Source organism: Corynebacterium sp. UMB8791, assembly GCF_054166365.1.
Genome location: NZ_JBSZCG010000122.1, coordinates 1 through 19,554, shown reverse-complemented (window position 1 = coordinate 19,554; position 19,554 = coordinate 1). Strand labels below are relative to the sequence as shown.

The window sequence follows — 19,554 nt, the reverse complement described above, 5'->3', positions numbered from 1 at the left end:
GTGGCAAGAATCCTTCCGGTCGTGCATCAGAACATGTCAACCCTACATACCTATGCACGAGGGTGCGTAGCGTGCCAGACTTCCCGAAGGCTTTCCGCAGTAACGTGTGTGTAAATTTGGGTAGTCGTCACAGATGCGTGCCCAAGCAGTTCTTGCACTACTCGTACATCGGCGCCGCCGTCGAGCATGTGTGTTGCAAAAGAATGCCGCAACGTGTGAGGAGAAACATGCTTGGTGATCCCGGCTCGCTCAGCGGCCCGTTTGATGACCGTCCAAGCACTTTGCCGAGACAAGCTGCCGCCACGTGCGTTCAGGAACAGCGAATGAGAGCGCCCTTTGGCCAGCGCTGGGCGTCCGCGCACCAGATATTTTTCGACGGCCTCCTTCGCCATCGACCCCACCGGCACGATGCGCTGCTTATTGCCCTTGCCTGTCAATGTCAGTACCGCGTGCTGTTCGCCTTCGAGTGCCATGAAGTCATCGACGTAGAGCGCCAGTACTTCCGACACACGCGCCCCCGTGGCGTAGAGCAACTCCAGTAACGCTTTGTCTCGTAACCCAATCGGCTCCTCCGTGGGGCACGAGTCCAGCATCTTGCCGACCTCTTCGATACTTAGCGTATCGGGCAGCTTCTTACCAGGCGAAGGTGGAGCTACTTGGGCTGATTCATCACCTGCAAGTACGCCCTCGAGCACCCCAAACTTGTGTAGTCCGCGGGCAACCACAAGTGCGCGCGCAGCCGAAGATGCCGCCAACGGCGCAGCCCCATCAACTCCACGACGTAGGTCCGCCAGGTACGCCTCGATGTCTGCAGCGGTCACCTCAGACAAGTTGGCTTTGCCGTTGGCGTGCAGCCACGAGGCATACCGGCTAAGGTCCCGACGATAGTTGCTCAATGTGTTTGCTGAAAGACCTCGTTCAACTGCAAGGTGCTCGAGCCAACGCCTAACAAGCTCATTGACGTCCAACTAGATCCTCTTCATATCGGGCGTGACGCCTTGCGCTGTGCGTCGCTCTGCTAGCGATCTTGGCCGCAGGTCAAAGGGCTCGGTTACATCACGCGGCTCTACCTCGCCTTCTAGCACTCGCGCCGCTGCCATCACTCCGGCAATCGCAATCGAGTTCACGATGTCACCGCGAAACACCATCGATTGTGCCTCTTCAATTGGCACCCATTCCAGCACCATATCGGCTTCTTCGAACTCGGCTTCACCACGAGGGGCCTCACGGAGATCCGAAGCCAGGTACACACGCACCGCTTCTTCTGCGAAACCCGGGGACGTCACCAGATCCAGCAACAATGCCCACTTCTCAGCAGCCAAACCAGCTTCCTCGGCCAACTCACGCTGGGCGCACACAAGCGCGTCTTCCTCGCTGACGTCGAGAAGTCCAGCAGGAAGTTCCCACAACCGGCGCCGAACGCTGTGCCGGTACTGGCGGACCATCGCAATCCTTCGTTTGGAATCGACGGCCACCACTGCAACCGCACCGAAGTGCTCTACGATCTCGCGTGCCGCGGAAGCGCCCCCCGGCATCGAAACAATATCTTTGCGCACCGCGATAATCGGTGCATCCAGCAGCAGCTCCGACTGTTGAACTTCAAACTCGTGCATCATTCGACCGCCAATTCTTCCGCAAGCGAAAGCACCGCCGACACCCTGCCTGCTTCCGTATCAACAAACCCACCGTCTTCATCTGGCGCCGCATACACTGCCGCAGCTAAGTCATTGAGCTCCGCGGTCATGTCTGTCAACAGTTGTGTCCCGAAAGAACGCTCCCCGCCGGTATCACCGGCGCCGATCACAACAATCGCATCAGCAGGCGCTGAAACATCTGTGTCGTCTATGAAACCGCCTCCATGCAGCGCCTCTATAACGAAATTACGATCAGATTCCGGAGCCACCGGTTCACCAGTCGCTGGATCCTTGAGCAGAACGCTCCCCAGCGACTGGCCAGCATGTGTGCCAGGCGCGCGTCGATCAACGGAAAGCTGCGCTCCTGCCGGCAGGGTGTTCGCGATGATCGTACTCAATGCATCAGCCGACTCCTGCTGGGTAAACTTCTCGCCCAACGTAATCTGGCCCGCTTCTGATGCCCCTGCGGTGCGAAGCAGCCACGTTACAGCATCGACATCTTCTGCTGACGCATCGTGCGTGCGAAGCACCATCACTGACTTACCATCCAGCGTGTTCGCAACAAGCTCGGCCGAATGCTGAGCTATCACTGCATCGGAAAACTCAAATTTTGTCCCCTGCGAGGCGTCAGCCGACTGTTGCGACTCGCCTAACGGCGACGACGTTGAAAAATCAAGCGTGCCCATTGCTGGCGCAATCACCAGCATTCCTGCTGCGACACCAAGTGCAATGCCCCAGCCCAGACCTGCTGCAACATAACCTGCCGAACTACTTCCTGAAGACATCAAAACCACCTACTCCCTATTAGCTCCACAGACTCTGCAGCTGTGTAACTATCGTGTTCCACGTATCCACCAGGTTCGTGCTAAACGGCCCACTCCCGCCAAGCCCGACGATGAGTACAATCGTCGCCGCAGCAACAAGCAATCCCAAAATTGCCCATGCCCAGGCGACTCCCCGACCAGTCGTCAGATTGTACAAATCAGCTATCACTGTGGAATCCACCAGTTTTTGACCCGCTTTCAAACGAGTGAGCAGTGCTGCCGGCGAGCTTTCGTCTGATTCGGTAAAGATACGGTCCAGGTTCACGGGCTGCTCAACCATCACGATCATTTCTGCATCGTGGAACACGCTCAGTAACACCGCCAGGTCTGTTGCAGATTCGGTCGCGGCGGGAAACGTCATCGCACCTACTCCAAGATCCTGGATGCGCTCCAGACCAGGCGCGTAGCCGTCGGGGTCCGCTGGCAAAATCACCCGCGCGTCGCTTCGCAAATTTTCTTCAGCCACGTCGCCCGGGTCGCCCACGATAAAGTCGGGCGCGTACCCCATCTCCGCCAAGGTATTCGTCGCCTTGCCTACGCCAATCAGCACAGGTGTGAACTCACGGATGAAATTGCGCAACGATTCGATACGCTCTCGGAGATCTGGGCACGGGCTCGCGATAATAACTTTTCGGTCCGCAATCACGTCACCTAACTCAGGCGCGCCAACACCATCGATAAGCAGCGGCGATTCGGAGTGTATAAATTCGATCGTGTTTCCGAAGTACGCCTCCATGTGATCTACGAGGTGACGCTGTGCTTCAATAAACGTCGCGTCAACATCAGCGCGCACCACTGGTGAAGCAGAACCGACTTCCTTGCGCCCAACCTTGATCTCCCCCGAAGCCGTTACGGATGTCTTCTTGCCATCGCGTATCGACGCCCGCATCTCCGCACCGGCAGCTTCAAACAGTGGAATGCCGGCGTCGAGAAGCAAGTGCGGGCCGTAATTAGGCACAGCCCCAGTGCTAAATCGTGCAATATTGACAACCGCCGCCGGTGCCGCGTTGATCAACATCTCAGCTTCCCTACGGCTGATATCTGGAGCATCAACGAAGGCAATATCCCCAGAACGAAGACGGCCGCGCCCCTTGCCTTGCGGCGTGCAATCACGCAGCGGTCCCTGCAACGGCGCGCTAGTCGATTCAGAAGTTGCAGAAGTTTCAGTCATATGTTGAATTCTGCCTGCATCGCCCGCCAAGTACTGCTAGGCGCGCGGGCTATCGACGAAACTCTTTTGTTTCGCGCTGTGCCTGCTCCAGTAGCTCCGCCGCGTGCGCCTTTCCTGTTTCCGAGTTCGCCATCCCAGCCATCATGCGAGCCAGTTCCTCCACGCGCTCGGCATCGTCAAGCACAAGCACTCCTGATGTCACGGTTTCATCGCCAACGTTCTTCGCAACGTGTAAGTGTCTGTCCGCGTAAGCCGCAACCTGTGGCAGGTGCGTCACCACAATTACCTGATTGTTTACTGCGAGCCGTGCAAGGCGACGCCCTATCTCCACCGCGGCCTGACCACCGACACCAGCATCAACCTCATCAAAGACGAATGTCGCACCGTGCGTTGACCCGGCAAGGATCACTTCAATCGCGAGCATGACGCGTGAAAGCTCACCTCCTGACGCGCTGGTTGCCAATGGCTTTGGCTCTGACGCAGCGTTAGGCGACAGACAAATCTCGACAGCATCAGCGCCATCACGGCCGTAGTCTGCCCCCTCAACGCGGACGCTCAGCACAGCCTTAGGCATCGCCAGCCCATGCAACTCCTGTGTCACCGCCTCAGAGAACCGTCGTGCAGCATCGCGACGAATGCCCGTCAACTCCTCAGCGTGCTGCTTCATCTCGGTCGCAGCGGCATCAACCCGCAGTTGAAGCTCCGCGAGGGCCTCATCCGACGTATCAATTGACGCCAACCGTTGCTGCGCCTCGTCCCTCCAACGCAGCACACCATCAATGTCCGACGCGTACTTTCGGGTCAGCACTTTTAACGACTGTTGCCTCTGAAGCATGTTCTCGAGCGCATGCGGATCCGCATCCAACGAAAACAAATACGTTCCAAGTTCCGAAGAAACATCCGAAAGCACAGTGGCGGCTTCTTCTAGTCGACGCCCCAGCTCCTGCAGCTGCGTATCAGTGGATGCACCAAGTGCACTCGCAGCCTGCCCTACCAAATCTGAAGCGGCGGACGCCTCGTCATACTCACCAACCGCCTCAGCGCCATCGATTGCAACCATCGCCTCTTGAACCGCGGAGCGCAATCCATCAACATCTTGCAGGCGCTGAATCGCAGAGACGAGCTCAGCGTCTTCACCTGGCTCGGGTGCGACCTCGTCGATCTCGTTGACAGCAAACAGGAGACGGTCCTGTTCCATCGCTAATTCTCGACGCCGCTTTGTCCGCTCCTCTAAATCTCTCTTCGCAACGCGCCAGCGCTTCCACGCTTCCTGATACGCACGGAGAACCTTTGAAGCAGCAGGATCGAAGCGGTCCAACGCATGTAGTTGCTGTTCTGGCGACATCAAACGTAGCTGATCGTTCTGGCCATGAATCGTAAGCAGGTGCGAGGAGACTTCGTTGAGTGTCGCAGCCGGTACCGCTCGGCCACCAAAGTGCGCCTTCGACCTGCCTGTCGCTTTTACGGAACGGACTACGACGTACTCACCATTTTCATCGAGGACCGCACCAGCGTTCTCCGCGATCTTCGCAATAGCCTCGCGACTGTCCTCGTGGATTCCTGTTACCGCAAACGCGCCCTCCACCACCGCTTCCGGCGCTCCCGTCCGAACACGAGAAGCATCAGCACGACCGCCAGTCAACAGCCGCAAACCCGTGACCACCATCGTCTTACCGGCGCCAGTTTCACCCGTAAGGACTGTCAAACCTTCCGAGAGCTCCGCGCTAGCGTGAGGGATCACACCAAGGTTCCTGATAGCAATTTCCGACAGCACGCCGATCTACCTCTCTTTGTCTGGGCCACGCCACCCAGATACCGGAAGCTGAAACTTCTCCACCAGGCGGTCGGTAAACGGACGCTCATCAAGCCGAACCCAGCGCACCGGGCGGCGACCACGCGTCACTTCGACCCGTGCACCTGGCGGCATCATAATCCTTCGAACCCCATCCATCACGACAACAGCGGAGCTGGTCGTCGAAAAGGACTCAACCGCTACCGTCGACAACGGTGAAACAACCATTGGCTTCGCGAAGAGGGCGTGCGCATTATTCGGAACCACCAAGATGGCATCGAGCTCAGGCCACATCACCGGACCACCGGCCGAAAAAGCATACGCGGTTGATCCAGTAGGCGTAGATACCAGCACACCATCACAACCGAACGAAGACACCGGCCTGTAATCAATCTCTAGAAACGCATCAAGCACTCTTGTACGATCCGAGTTCTCAATGCTGCATTCATTCAGCGCCCAACTTTCGCCAAGCACTTCACCCGTCGCATCCAAAACCCGCACGTCAAGTGTCATGCGGTCTTCAACCCGATATGAGCGCGCTATCACCGAGGACAGCACATCTTCCAGGCTTTCCGCTTCGGACTCTGCCAAGAATCCCACATGGCCGAGATTCACCCCGAGCACTGGAATGTCCTGAAGGTGCGCAAAGTTTGCTGCGCGTAAAAACGTTCCATCGCCTCCAAGCACAAATACAAGCTCGCAGCCTCGGCCAGCCTCGGCCCCTGGGCTTACGTGCTCGAGCTTCTGCAATACTGGATCCTCTTCAGCGGGACTTGATTCCCCCGCAGAAAGCAACTGCACCTCAATGCCAGCCTGCTGCAGCATCCGGGCAGAATTCGCTGCAGCCTCAATATTGTCGGGCCTGTAAAAATGGGGCACCAACAAAATGCGTCGCCGATCATCTACAGACATGTCTACGCTGGCCCTTCCTGCACCGCCTGTGCTGCCATCTCTTCGACGGCCTCGACAGATTGTTCCTGCGCATTTGCTGTCTTACGCAGCCACAGAAAGTATTCTACGTTACCACTCGGACCTGGCAACGGAGATGCAACCATTGATTTCACCTCAAGCCCCAGCGACTGTGCGAACAATGCGACATCTACCACTGCTTCTCGACGCAGCTCTGCCGAACGAACGACACCCCCGTGACCAACGCGGTCTTTACCGACCTCAAACTGTGGTTTCACCATCGGCAGGAGGTCCGCCTCGTCCTCAAGCGCTGCTACCAGCGCAGGAAGCACCAGCTTCAAAGATATAAACGATAAATCACCCACCATGCAATTGGCCGACTCGCTCAGCATGTCGGCAGTCAACGACCGTATATTCACACGGTCCATCACCGTCACACGCGGATCGTTTTGCAGCCGCCAAAGTAATTGCCCGTAACCGACATCTACCGCAAAGACCCGGCGGACACCTCTTCGTAGCAAAACGTCAGTGAATCCCCCCGTTGACGCTCCCGCGTCAATCACCGTCCTATCCTTGACCGTAAACCCAAGCTTTTCGAAGTGCTCTAGTGCCCCCAGAAGTTTGTGCGCGCCACGGGAAGCCCAGTCATCGGTGTTATCAACATCGACCTTGATGGAAACATCGGGTTCGACAACTGTAGCTGGCTTTTTTGCAGGAAACCCTCCGACCTCAACGCGTCCTTCAATAATCCATGTCCGGGCCTGCTCCCGTGAACGAGCGATCTTTCGTCGAACAAGTTCTGCGTCAAGGCGTCGCCGACCAGGTGCCACCCGTACTCCTCTCCTACGGCGATGCTCAGTCTTTTAGCGCTTCTGCTAAAACGTCATGAGCCTCAGCCAACTGTTCAAGTTCATCCCTTATCGTAGACGGCACCCGCGCCAGCACACTATCTACCTTCGAACGCAATTCTTCCGGTGAAATGCCGGCTCGCCTTGGATCGTGGGGTTTCGGGGCGTGCCCTACCACCACGACTCCACAGCCTTCTGCGCCCACTGCGATACCGGCTCAACCACTCGTACTTCGGCCTCTGCAGACCACGCAACAGCCAGAGCCGTTCGCAAGGCCTCCGTAGGCGAAGAAGATTCAGCACCACCGTTAAGCAGGAGCGTATCTCCTTGCAGCTTCGCCACGAAACCGCCCTGCGCTCCCGGCCGCAAGCTCTCCGCATCTGCCAAGAGGCTACGCAAGTCATCACCAATATATGTCGGGCGCTCCACCGGCTTAGCCGCCAACAAAGCATAAGGACCAGACACACCTGTAAGTACCTGCAACGTATCCATCCCCGCACGATTTCCACCGGCAATATCGGTATCTAAACGGTCACCGACCGCCAACGCTCGCGTAGCACCCGACAGCTTCACAGCCTGATGGAACATAGCCGGTTCTGGCTTTCCGGCTGCCTCTGGGACAACACCGGTTGCCGACGTCACCGCCGCCACCATCGAGCCATTACCGACCATAAGCCCCCGCTCCATCGGCAAGGAAGTATCAAGGTTTGAAGCCAAGTAGACCGCCCCGTTGCGAATCGCCAACGCTGCTTCAGACAGCTCACGCCACCCAGTTTCCGGGCAGTGCCCTTGTAGCACCGCAACTGGTGCGTCGTCAGCACTAGAGACTACGCGATAACCGGCCCCAGAAACCAAGTCTTTGAACGACTGCGCACCAAGAACAAGGATGGGATCATCCTCTTTCAACAGGGGTCGCGCTAGCTCCAAAGCTGCCTCTGCTGAGGTAATAATCTCCTCACTCGAGCACTCTAGCCCAATATCACCAAGCATTTCGGCGACGAGGGCCGAAGGCCGGGATGCATTATTCGTGATGTAGAAAGGTGTCACACCACATTCGATGATGCTGGAAACCGCATTGTCTAACGCGCGGCCGCCCTCCCAAACCGTGCCGTCTAAGTCAAAGAGCAACACGTCATATTGATGAGCAAGAGAACCCAAAGCCACTACTCCGTCTCTTCCAAACGCTGCTTCGCATCCGTCAACATCTCCGGATCCAACTCAATAACATGCTTGAACCAGTCAGCAGCTTCAGCCTTTCGGCCAGCAGCCAGCAATGCGTCGGCGTAGGCGTAAGACAAACGCATTGCAGAGACGTCCCGCTCGTCCTTGTTCGGACGTACACGTTCCAAAGTCGCAATCGCAGAATCAACCTGGCCCAGATCGCGACGCGCACCAGAAAGAACGATGGCAAGCTCAATACGTCCCTCACGATCGAGGTCTCGCGCCTCAGGACTCCGACCAAGCTCCAACGCCTTCTCGGGACGACCAAGTCCGCGTTCAGCATCAGCCATCACAGCCAAAAGCCCAGGGCCGCCACTCATGCGCCGGGCAGCTCGCAGCTCAGAAAGTGCCTCTTTCCACTCACCTGCGTGGTAAGCGATTACACCATTCGTTTCACGAACAACCCCAACACGTCCGGCACGATTCTTTGCTGCCCTAGCATGACGCAAGGCAAGCGCCGGGTCGTCGTCGAGCAGATCTGCAGCCATAATCATGTGCTTCGCGACGCGAGTTGCGTTGTCATGTGACAACACCTTCAAATCTTGCAGCACGGACGGGTCGAGAACACTGATGTCAAGATCGGAAGGCAGGTCGGGTTCAGAAAGCTTTTGAGCCATCCTATCCTCGCGGTAGCCCTGCCGACGAGGCTGCGAGCGATTGTGACGATTGTTGAATTTGCGTTCTTCATCGCCGCCAGGACGAGCGCTTCTGCTCCTACCACGGCCGTCACCGCTGCGATCATTGCGACGATCCCTACTGTCGTCGCGCCGACCTTTCCGGCCCCCATTGCCTGGCCGCCCGTTCCGCCCCTTGGAGGAAGAAGAACCGTGGTTGCGACGTGGTCTCTCGTTAGAGCGATCGGACATGAAACACCTTTCTATTGGAACAAGTCATTATAAACAGGAATGTCCGAAAATAAGAACTTATTGTGCACCTGTTGAAACAAATTCCCAATCATCCGGTCAGTCAGAGTTGCACCTCTGAGTCTACAAACAAGGAGCGCTGGCGTCATCAGACTTCGTAAAAACGGCCCTCGTTGTTTGTTGTGGGTGCACAAAAAATGTGGTGGGTACCACCACCCCCACAACGGGAATAATGGAACCCACCACACACAAGAAAATGAAGTTATAGGCCGGCGGTAACCTACTCTCCCACACCCTCCCAGGTGCAGTACCATCAGACGAGCACTTTCCCGCCGTAGGCCCAGGCAGGGCCGGGAATCCATATGCAAAAAGCACACATTTTGTCGCTTAACCCTCAGTTGCGGCGCGTTCTACCGGTACCAACCCACTCGCCGCGCGCTTCCCCAACTCAACATAAAGGGCTGCGTGGCGTTCACGCGCAGCGTAAGTTGACTCCTCAAGCTCACGCTTGACCTGCGCCGGTACGCCTGCAGCGAGTGAGAATTCAGGTATCAGTTGGCCTTCGAGCACCACTGCGCCACCGGCGATGATGCTCCCCTTGCCAATGCGAGCCCCGGACAGCACGGTCGCGTTCATGCCGATTAGGCACCCAGGTTCAATATGGCACCCGTGCACCATAGCAAGGTGGCCAATGGTCACGTCGGCTTCGAGAATGGTCTTCCCGTTCTCATCAACGTGCAGCACTGATCCATCTTGCACGTTGACCCTTTCACCGATTCGAATCGCGCCAACATCACCACGAATCACCACTCCGGGCCAAATATTGGCATCCTCGGCAATTTCGACATCACCGATAATCGTGGCTTCATCGGACACGAATGCGGACGGATGAATCTTCGGGGTTTTACCTTCAAATGAGTAGATCATGTCGCCATTATGCCGAAACCCTATTGGCCCTGCAGCGGAATCTATCGCATCAGCACCAACGCTTGTGGGATCACCCGGATAGTGGCTGCTTCGATCGACCCGATAGTGTCGCCATCAACTTCGAATACTTCGGGAGCGGCGAAAGCAACGCTTATCGTGTGTCCTTTGAAATAGTCCATCTGCGGAGCTGGGATACCCTGCCACCCGCCACCGAGGAGTGCACGCAGAGTGTTAAACACGATGCGAAGGCCAATAAGCAACCATCCGATAAGTCCACGCGGAGACATCGCCACGACATCAATTTCGCCATCGTCGGGGAGTGCATCGGGGAACAGCGGGATTTTATTCACCAAGTCACCGCAGTTGCCGAAAATCATGGTGTGCAAGCGACGCCTGTTCGAGGGATGGTCGTCGACGGTTACGGTAGCCTCCACACTGTTACCACCGCCCAGCGATCGTGCGATCCCGCCGATGTATGCCAGCGGACCTATGCGTCGCTTTAATTCCTCCCTGGTACGTTCAACCATCTGCGCATCAAGGCCCACTCCAGCCATGACTGTGAACCCATAAGTCTCCTGCGAGCCGTCGCGCCGAGTGACTGTGGCTTCGCAAAGGTCCACAGCGTGCTCTTCTCCAGTAAACGCACGGCGTATCGCGCTCTCAGGATCCAATGGCAAGCCAAGGTTTCGCGCAAGTAGATTACCGGTACCAACTGGGATAATCCCCATCTTGATGCCGGTGTCTGCTAGGACGTGAGCGATGCGGCGGACAGTACCGTCACCTCCCGCGACGAGTACCACGTCCACGTCCTCGGTGAGTGCAGTCGCGAAGCCAGCAAGTGCCGTGTCCTCTTTTGTCGTGGGTACCCAGCAAATTTCGCGGCGAGGGTCAGCGTAGAGTTCGACAAAGCGCTCCAAAACCGCAGCGCGAATCTTCGTCGGGTTATACACCACCACAGCGGTGCGATGAAACAACTTTTCCGAAGTCACTTTTGCACCCCTATTCCGAAGAATTCCAGTACTGCTTCACTGGCAAAACCGATCGGCAAATTCGATGCCGGCGAAGTACCAGGCCCAAGCCATTCATGCTTGCCGCCATCCACTTTGTAATGCACAAGCCCCGCATCGCAGCCGACCCATTCAGCTTTTGCTACACCGGGCAATGCTTCTGACCACTCTGGTTTCGGCGCCTCCTCGCCAGTGGCTTTGCAGTGGTTGCGTCGGGCTTCTCGCTCAACGTCTTGATACGCACCAGCGTAGTGCGTCTTGTGCCGGGTTCCTCCGCTGTAGTCAATGACGCTGTCAGCGGTCCCGTGAATGTCGATGCGTTTGACGGGGATCGCCGAGCACCCCTCAAGCACCGCGTCATAGACGGCGGCTGACACAGTCGCCACTGCGGTGTAATCCTGTGGTCGCTGGCAGCTCAGGAACTCCGCGAACCCTCCTCCATTTGAAAAGCCTGCGGCGAATGTACGAGCAGGTTGGGTGTGAAACTCTTGTTGTAGCTGCGCCCGCACGGCGTCAGCGAATGCCAGGTCCTGACGTGCATTCGTATTTGCATACGGTGCCGGCGCCCACGCCTTGTTCACACCTTGCAAGTACGCCACAACCGCGTCCGCGTTGTTAAAGCCCGTCGTGCGCTGCATCGACGCAGCTGTGCTCGTGTAACCGTGGAATACGAGTATGAGTGGCAAACCTTCTCGCTGCTGTGCACCCTTTGGTAGCGAGAGTATGTACTCGCGCTGCAGTCCCCCAGCCGGGATCGTCCGTGACTCGACTGATGCAGAGCTCCACGGTTCGACTTCCGCAACCATGTCAGGCCGACTACCGTTTTCCACTGTACGCAGGGGATTCGGCAGCGCATCGGTTGCCTCCGGCTCCTCGTTGTCTCCACTACAGCCAGCCATGACTGCGCAGCCAAGCAGCACAGCGAGCAGCACCGTACGCACCGACCAGCGCCGGTTCATCGTGTTGGAAATGTTCACTCGCGGATTCTCCTGACAGTCACAGGTTGTTAGGTTAGTTGATTATGAAGCCAAGCGGAAAGCACCAACCACTGTTTCACAGCAGTGAGCACCGGCTGAATTCGTCACGCGCGTTCACAGTCGGCGCAGACACTTATGATGCGGTCAGACCGTCATATCCGGACTCAGTAGTTGAGCTACTTGCCGGTCGCGGAGTCGTCCGCACTGTCTTAGATGTTGGTTCCGGTACCGGAATTTTTGCTGCACAACTGCACGCCGCCGGGCACCGAGTTGCTTGCTGTGAACCTTCACCAGACATGGCGAATACACTGCGCGCCCGACACCCAGAGCTTCCAGTATGGCGCGCAACCGCCGAGTGCACCGCATCAGCACCCAAGCTTTTCGACGCCATCACCTTCGCCCAAGCGTGGCACTGGGTCGACCCACACCTCGCTAGCGCAGAAGCTGCCCGAATCAGCAAAGATGACGGCGAACTTCTCTTATGCTGGAACACCCTCGAGGTGGAGCATCCGTGGGTACTACGTCTGGCAAAGATTATGCACTCTGGCGATGTGCTTACCAAAGGCTTCTACCCCACTGTCTTCGAGCCTTGGCACCTCAAGCGGGAACTACGAACAACGTGGATTCAACCGATCCGGACGGATCAGCTATTCACGCTCATGGCGACTCGTTCCTATTGGCTTCGCGCAAACCAGCGCACTCGGGACAAAATGACGAACAACCTCACCTGGTACCTGCATGAGCGCCTCGGATTCGATCCTGGCCAACTTATACCACTGCCGTACAGGACCGACGCGTTCCTGTACGGCCGTAGATAATGCTACTTGCGACGCCGCGGGTTACGTTCACGCACACGAACTGCGATCCGAATCGGCGTGCCGTGGTAGCCGAACTGCTCACGGAACTTTCGCTCCAAGTAGCGGCGGTAGCTGCCGTCTAGGAACCCCGTGGTAAACAGGACGATTGTCGGTGGGCGCGTGCCAACCATGGTGGCAAACAAGACCTTCGGCAACCGGTTGTTCTTCATCGGCGGTGGGTTTGCGGCAATCGCATCGCGCAGCCAGTTGTTCAGCTGTCCCGTGGTGATTCGACGATCCCAGTTCTCAAGTGCTTCCTCCATCGCCGGCTCAAGGCGGTGCAGCCCGCGCCCAGTGTCTGCCGAGATATTGAGTTTCGTCACCCACGGGAGGTGCCCGACCATCTCATCAAACTCGCGGTCGAAGTAGTAACGACGGTCCTCATCCATCAAGTCCCACTTGTTGAAGCAAATGACCATCGCCTTGCCTGCTTCAAGCACCATGGAGATCACTCGCTGGTCCTGCTCAGAAATCTCCTGGGAGGCGTCGATAAGCACGACGCACACCTCCGCTGCCTCGATGGTGCCTCGGGTACGAAGGCTGGCGTAGTACTCGTGCCCCTGCGCATTCTTGACTTTCTTCCGCAGCCCGGCAGTATCGATGAACTTCCACAGTTTGCCGTCGAGCTGGATCAGTTCATCAACAGGGTCAACAGTGGTACCTGCAACGTTGTCGACTACGGCGCGCTTCGATTTGGAAAGCTTGTTCAGCAAACTCGACTTGCCTACATTTGGGCGTCCAACCAGCGCAACTGCGCGTGGGCCATCTGTGATGGAGTCCTTCGCGCGCGGCTCATCCGGAAACAGTCGCAGAATCTCGTCGAGTACGTCCGCGCCGCCGCGACCGTGCAATGCTGAGACTGGCCACGGGTCCCCGAGGCCGAGCGCGTACAGCTCAGCAACGTCGCCCCATTGCGACTCGGACTCAAACTTGTTCGCGACCAAAATGACTGGAACCTCGGAACGCTGCAGATTGCGAGCCATCGCCTCATCTGACATCGTGATGCCGGTGTGGGAATCGACCACAAAAACGATGACGTCTGCAGTTTCCATAGCAGCTTCCGACTGGTGCGCGATAGCCGCGTTGATGCCTTTCGCGTCCGGGTCCCAGCCACCAGTGTCTTGCACCCAGAAACGTCGCCCTCCCCAGTCAGTAATGTAACTGATCCGGTCGCGAGTCACACCAGGGTGGTCTTCGACCACGGCTTCACGACGCCCAATAAATCGATTTACCAGTGTGGACTTGCCCACGTTTGGGCGTCCAACGATGGCCACCGTCGGTAGGGCCTCTTCGATGTAGTCAGGATTGAAGATGCCGAACGCTTCCTCAACGGCTGCCCACTCTTCCTCGGTGTACTCCTCAGCGGAGTTGAGATCTCCGAAGTCCGCCTCACCGAAATCCGCATCGTTGAAGTCAGCTTCATTGAAATCCTGTGGAAAGGAATCTCCTGTGGTCATTTGCTGCTCCTTTCAATCACGTCGACGAGGGCCGCCAGCACCTGTTCAGGAGCCATCTCAGACGTGTCTACGATCAATGCGTCATCAGCTGGCTTCAGTGGGCTGGTCTCACGGGAGGAGTCAAGGGCATCACGACGTTCCACGTCTGCTAGCACCTTTTCAAACTCTACTTTGCGGCCTGCTGCTGTGTCCTGGTCGAACCGGCGCTGTGCACGCACCTGGGCTGACGCCGTCATGTACACCTTGGCCGGTGCATCTGGCAAAACTACGGTGCCAATGTCCCTGCCCTCAACGATGGCGCGATGCGCCTCAGAGGCGAGGCGACGCTGCAGGGCCACCAAATTTTCACGGACCTCTGGGATCGCGGCAACAGCAGAAACTGCACTGGTTACTTCCGCCCCTCGGATCACGTTGGAGACGTCCCGGCCGCCCAAAATAACAGCCTTGTCATCGGGGTCGTCGGAAACCTCCATCGGCAGATCAGCAGTAGCAGCGATGACTGCACTAGTGTCTTCCGGATCCACGCCGGCGTCCAACACCGCCAACGTCGCAACTCGATACATCGCGCCCGTGTCGATGTACTTTGCGTCAAGCTTCTTGGCTAACGCTCGGCACATTGTCGACTTGCCGGTACCCGACGGCCCATCCACTGCGAGCAGCAGACCATTATCTGGCTGGTTACTCAACATCGTTTCCTCCATTTACATCCCCACCGCCTTGAACAGTGATGCCAACTCAGATGAGTTAAGTGCGCGCATCGATCCTGGCTTCATATCGCCGAGCTGCACCGTGTGCACTTTCGTTCGCACCAGACGCTGTACCGGGTAACCAGCTGCTTTCAGCATCCGACGGACAATGTGCTTGCGGCCTTCGTGTAGTTCGACGCGAACAATCGACTGACCATTGTGCACATCGACGATCTGCACGTAGTCTGCCTTCGCCACACCATCATCGAGCTCAATACCGTCGCGCAACTGCTTAGCATCAGCGGATTTAAACTCGCCGAGTACCGTGGCCAAGTACGTTTTTCGAACTTCGTAGCGCGGGTGCATGAGGCGGTTTGCAAGCTCGCCGTCGTTGGTAAGCAGCAAGAGCCCTTCAGTGTCGGCGTCGAGACGCCCGACATGGAACAGACGCTGACCTGCAGCGACTCTCTCAGCAACGAAGTCACCAACAGAGGCGCGATCATGCTCATCTTGCATGGTTGTGTGTACTCCGCGCGGCTTATTAAACGCGAAATACTCCAAGTCCTCGTTTACATTGATGCGTGCACCGTCAACTCGAATCACGTCGACGTTCGGATTCACACGGGTGCCCTGGACGGTAACGATCTTCCCGTTGACCTCAACGCGCCCCTGATCAATCATAATCTCAGAGTGCCGTCGCGACGCGACGCCTGCTTGTGCGAGCACTTTTTGCAGACGGATCCCGTCGGTGTTCTTCTTGCGCTGCTTTGTTTCTTCGTCGTCCCACCAGTTGTCATCGAGTGGGTTCGGAGCCTCATTGGCAGCCTTGGCGCGCTTGTCACGCTTGACATGTTGTTTACGTGCCGGTTTCGCATACGAAGGATAGAACGGCTCGTTCTTTCCTTGTTCCGGTATGCCATCTCGGCGAGCGGGAGGATTCATCTTGAGTCCTTTTCTCTTTGCGAGTTATACAGTTCTTCGAACGACCGCAAGTGTAGCAGCCTTTACCATGCTTCCTCGATATCGTCGATCTCAGGCAACAATGGCGCCAGGTTCGGCAGTCGCTCAAGTGAATCTATGCCCAGCAACTCAAGAAAGAGCTCGGTAGTGACGTAGCGGTGCGCGCCGGTCGACTCGTCTGGATCAACCTCGGCAATGAGCCCTCGCAGCGTCAGCGTTTTCATCACACCATCAACGTTGACGCCGCGTACTCCGGAAACCTGCGTGCGTGTCACCGGCTGGCGATATGCAACCACCGCAAGTGTCTCCATTGCCGCGCGGCTCAGCTTCGTCTGTGCACCATCAAGCAGAAATGCCTCCACGGCGTCTGCGTATTCTGGTCGCGTGTACAGTCGCCACCCCTCAGCTGTCCGCCGAACGTCGATCCCGCTGCCGCGCAGTTCGCATTCCTCGGACCAGTCCTCGAGCTGCTTCTCGACGTCTCCCAGCTCCGCCCCCAGTGCCGACGCTAATGCATCTACCGTGACTGGATTGTCCGCGACCAGCAAAATCGATTCGATACGTGCGCGAAGCTGCGAAACCATTTGGGGAGCATTCATGGTCTGGCATTCTATCGCTATTCCCAGTTGCTTGACGCAACCACAGCAGGATCAACGTTGATTCCTGTCCAGGAAACCTCCAGGCTACCGAGGGCTTCTGGCTGCTCGGTCTCCACCGCGCGAGCCTTGTACAACTCCAACAACGCCAAGAAGCGCCCCACGAGTTCCATGGAGGAACTACAGTCCTTCGTGAGCACCTCAAATGCGACCCACTGCTCCGCACCAAGGAGATGCAGCGCGCTCAGCAGCTTCCCGACCTGCTCGGGCACCGAAACGCTGACCGCGTGCAAGTGGTCCGTCCGCACTTCCTCCGGTGGGCGGGGCCGAAACACAGCAGCGGCCAACTCCGCAAAGGAATCAAGCGTGTGCCCCAGCTGCACAGGTGGAAGCAACGCAGCGAATCGGTCTTCGATTGAGACCGCACGCGGGTATCTCCGCTTCGCGTTGCGTTGCCAGGCCACGAACTCGTCAGCGACCTGCTGATACGCACGGTACTGGAGGAGACGCGCAAAGAGCAGGTCCCGAGCCTCCAGGAGCTCAAGATCTTCAATCTCTGTGTCTCCGTCGCGCGGAAGTAACCGCGCAGTCTTCAAATCCAGCAGTGTGGAAGCCACAAGAAGAAATTCAGTGACTTCGTCAAGTTGCGCTGCTGCACCCAGCGCACGCGTGTATGCAATAAACTCGTCGGTCACCTCAGCTAGTGCAACTTCGGTCACGTCCAGCTTCTTGGAGTGGATGAGGTGCAGGAGCAGATCAAACGGCCCCTCAAAGTTCTGGAGGGCCAACGTAAAACCGGTAATCTCGGGCTGGACTCCCGTGGTGGCGTCCTCAGACACGATGCAACAAACTACTTATCAATGCGCTCGAGCAGCTCAAGCGCCAACTGCCGGTACTGCTCTGCGCCTTGGGAGTGCGGCGCCCAAGTAATGATCGGTTCACCGGCAACCGAGGTCTCCGGGAATCGAACCGTTCGGGTAATCACCGTGTCAAAAACTCGCTCGCCGAATACCTCAACGACTCGATCCATCACTTCTCGCGCGTGTGTAGTGCGGCGGTCGAACATCGTGACCAGGATGCCTACAATGTCAAGATCGAAATTGATGCGGTCTCGCACCTTTTCCACTGTGTCAGTCAACAACGCAAGACCACGGAGCGAAAAGTACTCGCACTCCATCGGAATCATCACGCCCGCCGAGCACGCCAGCGCATTGACGGTCAACAGGCCGAGCGAAGGGCCACAGTCGATGATGATGATGTCGTATTCATTTCGTACAGGGCGGAGCGCACGGGCCAATGTGTGTTCACGACCGACTTCATTGACCAGCTGAATCTCCGCAGCAGAAAGGTCAATGTTAGCGGGGACAAGGTCCAGCCCCGGCATATTCGAGTGCCGAATGGCCGCGTAGATCGACGCAGTGTTGTCAAAAAGCAAGTCATACACGGTGACTTGCTCTTCATCATGGGACACTCCAAGACCGGCTGAGAGCGCACCCTGCGGGTCGAGGTCAACAAGCAGCACCTTGCGCCCTTGCTCTGCGAGACATGCACCCAGGTTGATTGTCGACGTCGTTTTGCCGACGCCACCCTTCTGATTCACCATCGATAGGATGGTCGCCGGGCCGTGGTGCTCGAGCGGTTCAGGCTGAGGGAACTCGCGGAATGGACGTCCCGTGAGAAACTTCTTTTCTTCAGCAGCGTCAAACAATGCGTTGCCTGCCATTGTCATCCCTTCCGTCCAATGCGCGTCACGTGTAAGCCCTTGACGCAATCATCTTACAATGCCATACCTAGTTATGTGCCTGTCGCCTCTTTCGAATCAGGAACACGATGAGCAGCAAGGCCACCAGTGCCGCAATTCCTGCGATGCCCAGGGCAAGAAGGCCGTCATTCGCCCTCGATTCGTCAAGTGTTTCCACTTGACTGTCGCCCCCCTGGGCATTTCCATCCTTTGGTGCAGCAGTCGGAGCGTTCTTTGACGTTATCACCGCGATGAACTCCGCCGCCGATCCATCCCGGACAACCTCCATGATGAAGGGGTTATCCGGCGTCTGTCCCTCCGGGTACGTTAATGTCAGCGTGCGCGACGCTACGTCCACGTCACGCTTCACGCCTTCAATGATATTGCCGTCCACGTCTACATAACGAAGTGTGGCGCCTTCCCTATCGGTCTTAGCGTACTTCATCAGCTGTCCGGCCTTACTCAGAGGCACCTTCACCACAATGCTGTTGTCCTCGATGACGCCCTCGAACTCCAAGCGCTTCGCGTTCGTGGTATCCACCTCCTTGGCTGGGACACGGTGGGCCTGTGACGCAGCGGGCGCGTCGTGCACACGTTGATCTGAGTCTGAACCAGTCTCGGATCCGTGTCCTTCCCTGTTTGAGTCATCAACGCTATCGCCATGTGGCTTGCCAGCACCATCATCGTTTCCAGGCTCCGCAGCGCTCTCAGGTGGAGCATCAACGGTCTCACCACTGCCCACTGCGACGAGATTCACGGTCGCCGAGTATCCCCCAGCGGAGACCGGAACGCTCACCGTTGCACCTGGAGTATCAGGAGCAGTCACGGACACAGAAGTGCCAGATGATACAACGGTCCAGCCACCCGAACTGTAATTGAGGCTCAGCGGAACACCGGTGTCGACAGTCGTAGTCTGCCCGGCCTGCACGTGGATCTCGGAGGGGATGGCCTGCTGGATCGCGGCAGGATCAAGCCCCTCCGGCAACTGCGCATACGCGTTCATATCAGCTCCCGAGGTGCTCAGCCCGAGAGCGCATGTAGCAGCAGCGACAGTTGCGAGAACGTGGGGTCGTCGAAAAGCCAT

At 57.3% G+C, this 19,554-nt stretch carries 20 protein-coding genes; 1 reads left to right on the top strand and 19 read right to left on the bottom strand.

The annotated features are described in order from the left end of the window. Nucleotides 1-50: 50 nt before the first annotated feature. The 12 genes from xerD to ACXIUA_RS07230 all read right to left on the bottom strand — a co-directional run bounded on the left by xerD (nt 51) and on the right by ACXIUA_RS07230 (nt 12,173). A complete protein-coding gene (gene xerD / locus ACXIUA_RS07285; RefSeq protein WP_457976474.1) occupies nt 51-968 on the bottom strand; it encodes a site-specific tyrosine recombinase XerD in 918 nt (305 codons plus the stop codon). Beyond that, nucleotides 969-1,616 carry an NUDIX domain-containing protein gene (locus tag ACXIUA_RS07280; RefSeq protein WP_070362505.1) on the bottom strand — a complete coding sequence of 216 codons (648 nt, stop codon included), beginning with the start codon at nt 1,614-1,616 and terminating at the stop codon, nt 969-971. Next, nucleotides 1,613-2,419 (bottom strand): copper transporter, encoded by an 807-nt coding sequence (locus ACXIUA_RS07275; RefSeq protein WP_457976473.1) that lies wholly within the window; start codon nt 2,417-2,419, stop codon nt 1,613-1,615. The genes ACXIUA_RS07280 and ACXIUA_RS07275 overlap by 4 nt, the downstream gene beginning before the upstream one ends. Nucleotides 2,420-2,438: 19 nt before the next feature. After that, nucleotides 2,439-3,629: a putative cytokinetic ring protein SteA gene (steA, locus tag ACXIUA_RS07270; RefSeq protein ID WP_256042537.1), complete on the bottom strand. Its 1,191-nt coding sequence runs from the start codon at nt 3,627-3,629 to the stop codon at nt 2,439-2,441. A 49-nt stretch (nt 3,630-3,678) separates the two neighbouring features. After that, nucleotides 3,679-5,403, bottom strand: coding sequence for a DNA repair protein RecN (recN, locus tag ACXIUA_RS07265; protein ID WP_457976472.1), 1,725 nt, complete (start codon nt 5,401-5,403; stop codon nt 3,679-3,681). 6 nt (nt 5,404-5,409) lie between these two features. Next, entirely contained in the window at nt 5,410-6,333 is a 924-nt protein-coding gene (locus tag ACXIUA_RS07260; RefSeq protein ID WP_070977101.1) for an NAD kinase, read from the bottom strand. Between the two features lie 2 nt (nt 6,334-6,335). Continuing rightward, nucleotides 6,336-7,160, bottom strand: a complete 825-nt coding sequence (locus tag ACXIUA_RS07255; protein ID WP_070477182.1) for a TlyA family RNA methyltransferase — start codon at nt 7,158-7,160, stop codon at nt 6,336-6,338. A gap of 189 nt (nt 7,161-7,349) precedes the next feature. Further along, entirely contained in the window at nt 7,350-8,342 is a 993-nt protein-coding gene (locus tag ACXIUA_RS07250) for an HAD-IIA family hydrolase (protein WP_457976471.1), read from the bottom strand. Continuing rightward, nucleotides 8,342-9,016, bottom strand: a complete 675-nt coding sequence (locus tag ACXIUA_RS07245) for a hypothetical protein (protein WP_070477184.1) — start codon at nt 9,014-9,016, stop codon at nt 8,342-8,344. Before ACXIUA_RS07245 ends, ACXIUA_RS07250 begins: the two co-directional genes overlap by 1 nt. A gap of 633 nt (nt 9,017-9,649) precedes the next feature. Continuing rightward, nucleotides 9,650-10,189: a gamma carbonic anhydrase family protein gene (locus ACXIUA_RS07240; protein ID WP_457976470.1), complete on the bottom strand. Its 540-nt coding sequence runs from the start codon at nt 10,187-10,189 to the stop codon at nt 9,650-9,652. 41 nt (nt 10,190-10,230) lie between these two features. After that, nucleotides 10,231-11,178 (bottom strand): diacylglycerol/lipid kinase family protein, encoded by a 948-nt coding sequence (locus ACXIUA_RS07235; RefSeq protein WP_168161601.1) that lies wholly within the window; start codon nt 11,176-11,178, stop codon nt 10,231-10,233. Then, complete coding sequence (locus ACXIUA_RS07230) at nt 11,175-12,173, bottom strand: alpha/beta hydrolase family esterase (RefSeq protein WP_457976469.1); 999 nt, start codon at nt 12,171-12,173, stop codon at nt 11,175-11,177. Before ACXIUA_RS07230 ends, ACXIUA_RS07235 begins: the two co-directional genes overlap by 4 nt. Before the next feature lie 44 nt (nt 12,174-12,217). Here ACXIUA_RS07230 and ACXIUA_RS07225 point away from each other — a divergent pair, with 44 nt between their 5' ends. Next, nucleotides 12,218-12,991: a class I SAM-dependent methyltransferase gene (locus ACXIUA_RS07225; protein WP_070362497.1), complete on the top strand. Its 774-nt coding sequence runs from the start codon at nt 12,218-12,220 to the stop codon at nt 12,989-12,991. A gap of 2 nt (nt 12,992-12,993) precedes the next feature. Here the strand turns inward: ACXIUA_RS07225 and der are convergent, their stop codons facing one another. The 7 genes from der to ACXIUA_RS07190 all read right to left on the bottom strand — a co-directional run. Next, nucleotides 12,994-14,487, bottom strand: coding sequence for a ribosome biogenesis GTPase Der (gene der / locus ACXIUA_RS07220; protein ID WP_070362498.1), 1,494 nt, complete (start codon nt 14,485-14,487; stop codon nt 12,994-12,996). Beyond that, entirely contained in the window at nt 14,484-15,176 is a 693-nt protein-coding gene (cmk, locus tag ACXIUA_RS07215) for a (d)CMP kinase (protein ID WP_070363526.1), read from the bottom strand. The genes der and cmk overlap by 4 nt, the downstream gene beginning before the upstream one ends. A 12-nt stretch (nt 15,177-15,188) precedes the next feature. Beyond that, nucleotides 15,189-16,115 (bottom strand): pseudouridine synthase, encoded by a 927-nt coding sequence (locus tag ACXIUA_RS07210; protein ID WP_070362499.1) that lies wholly within the window; start codon nt 16,113-16,115, stop codon nt 15,189-15,191. A 62-nt stretch (nt 16,116-16,177) separates the two neighbouring features. After that, complete coding sequence (gene scpB / locus ACXIUA_RS07205) at nt 16,178-16,732, bottom strand: SMC-Scp complex subunit ScpB (protein ID WP_070362500.1); 555 nt, start codon at nt 16,730-16,732, stop codon at nt 16,178-16,180. Between the two features lie 17 nt (nt 16,733-16,749). Further along, nucleotides 16,750-17,568, bottom strand: a complete 819-nt coding sequence (locus tag ACXIUA_RS07200) for a segregation and condensation protein A (protein WP_457976468.1) — start codon at nt 17,566-17,568, stop codon at nt 16,750-16,752. An 11-nt stretch (nt 17,569-17,579) separates the two neighbouring features. Beyond that, nucleotides 17,580-18,452, bottom strand: a complete 873-nt coding sequence (locus ACXIUA_RS07195) for a ParA family protein (protein WP_457976467.1) — start codon at nt 18,450-18,452, stop codon at nt 17,580-17,582. A 67-nt stretch (nt 18,453-18,519) separates the two neighbouring features. After that, nucleotides 18,520-19,554, bottom strand: a 1,035-nt coding sequence (locus ACXIUA_RS07190) for a hypothetical protein (protein WP_457976466.1), incomplete at its 5' end; no start/stop codon positions are given.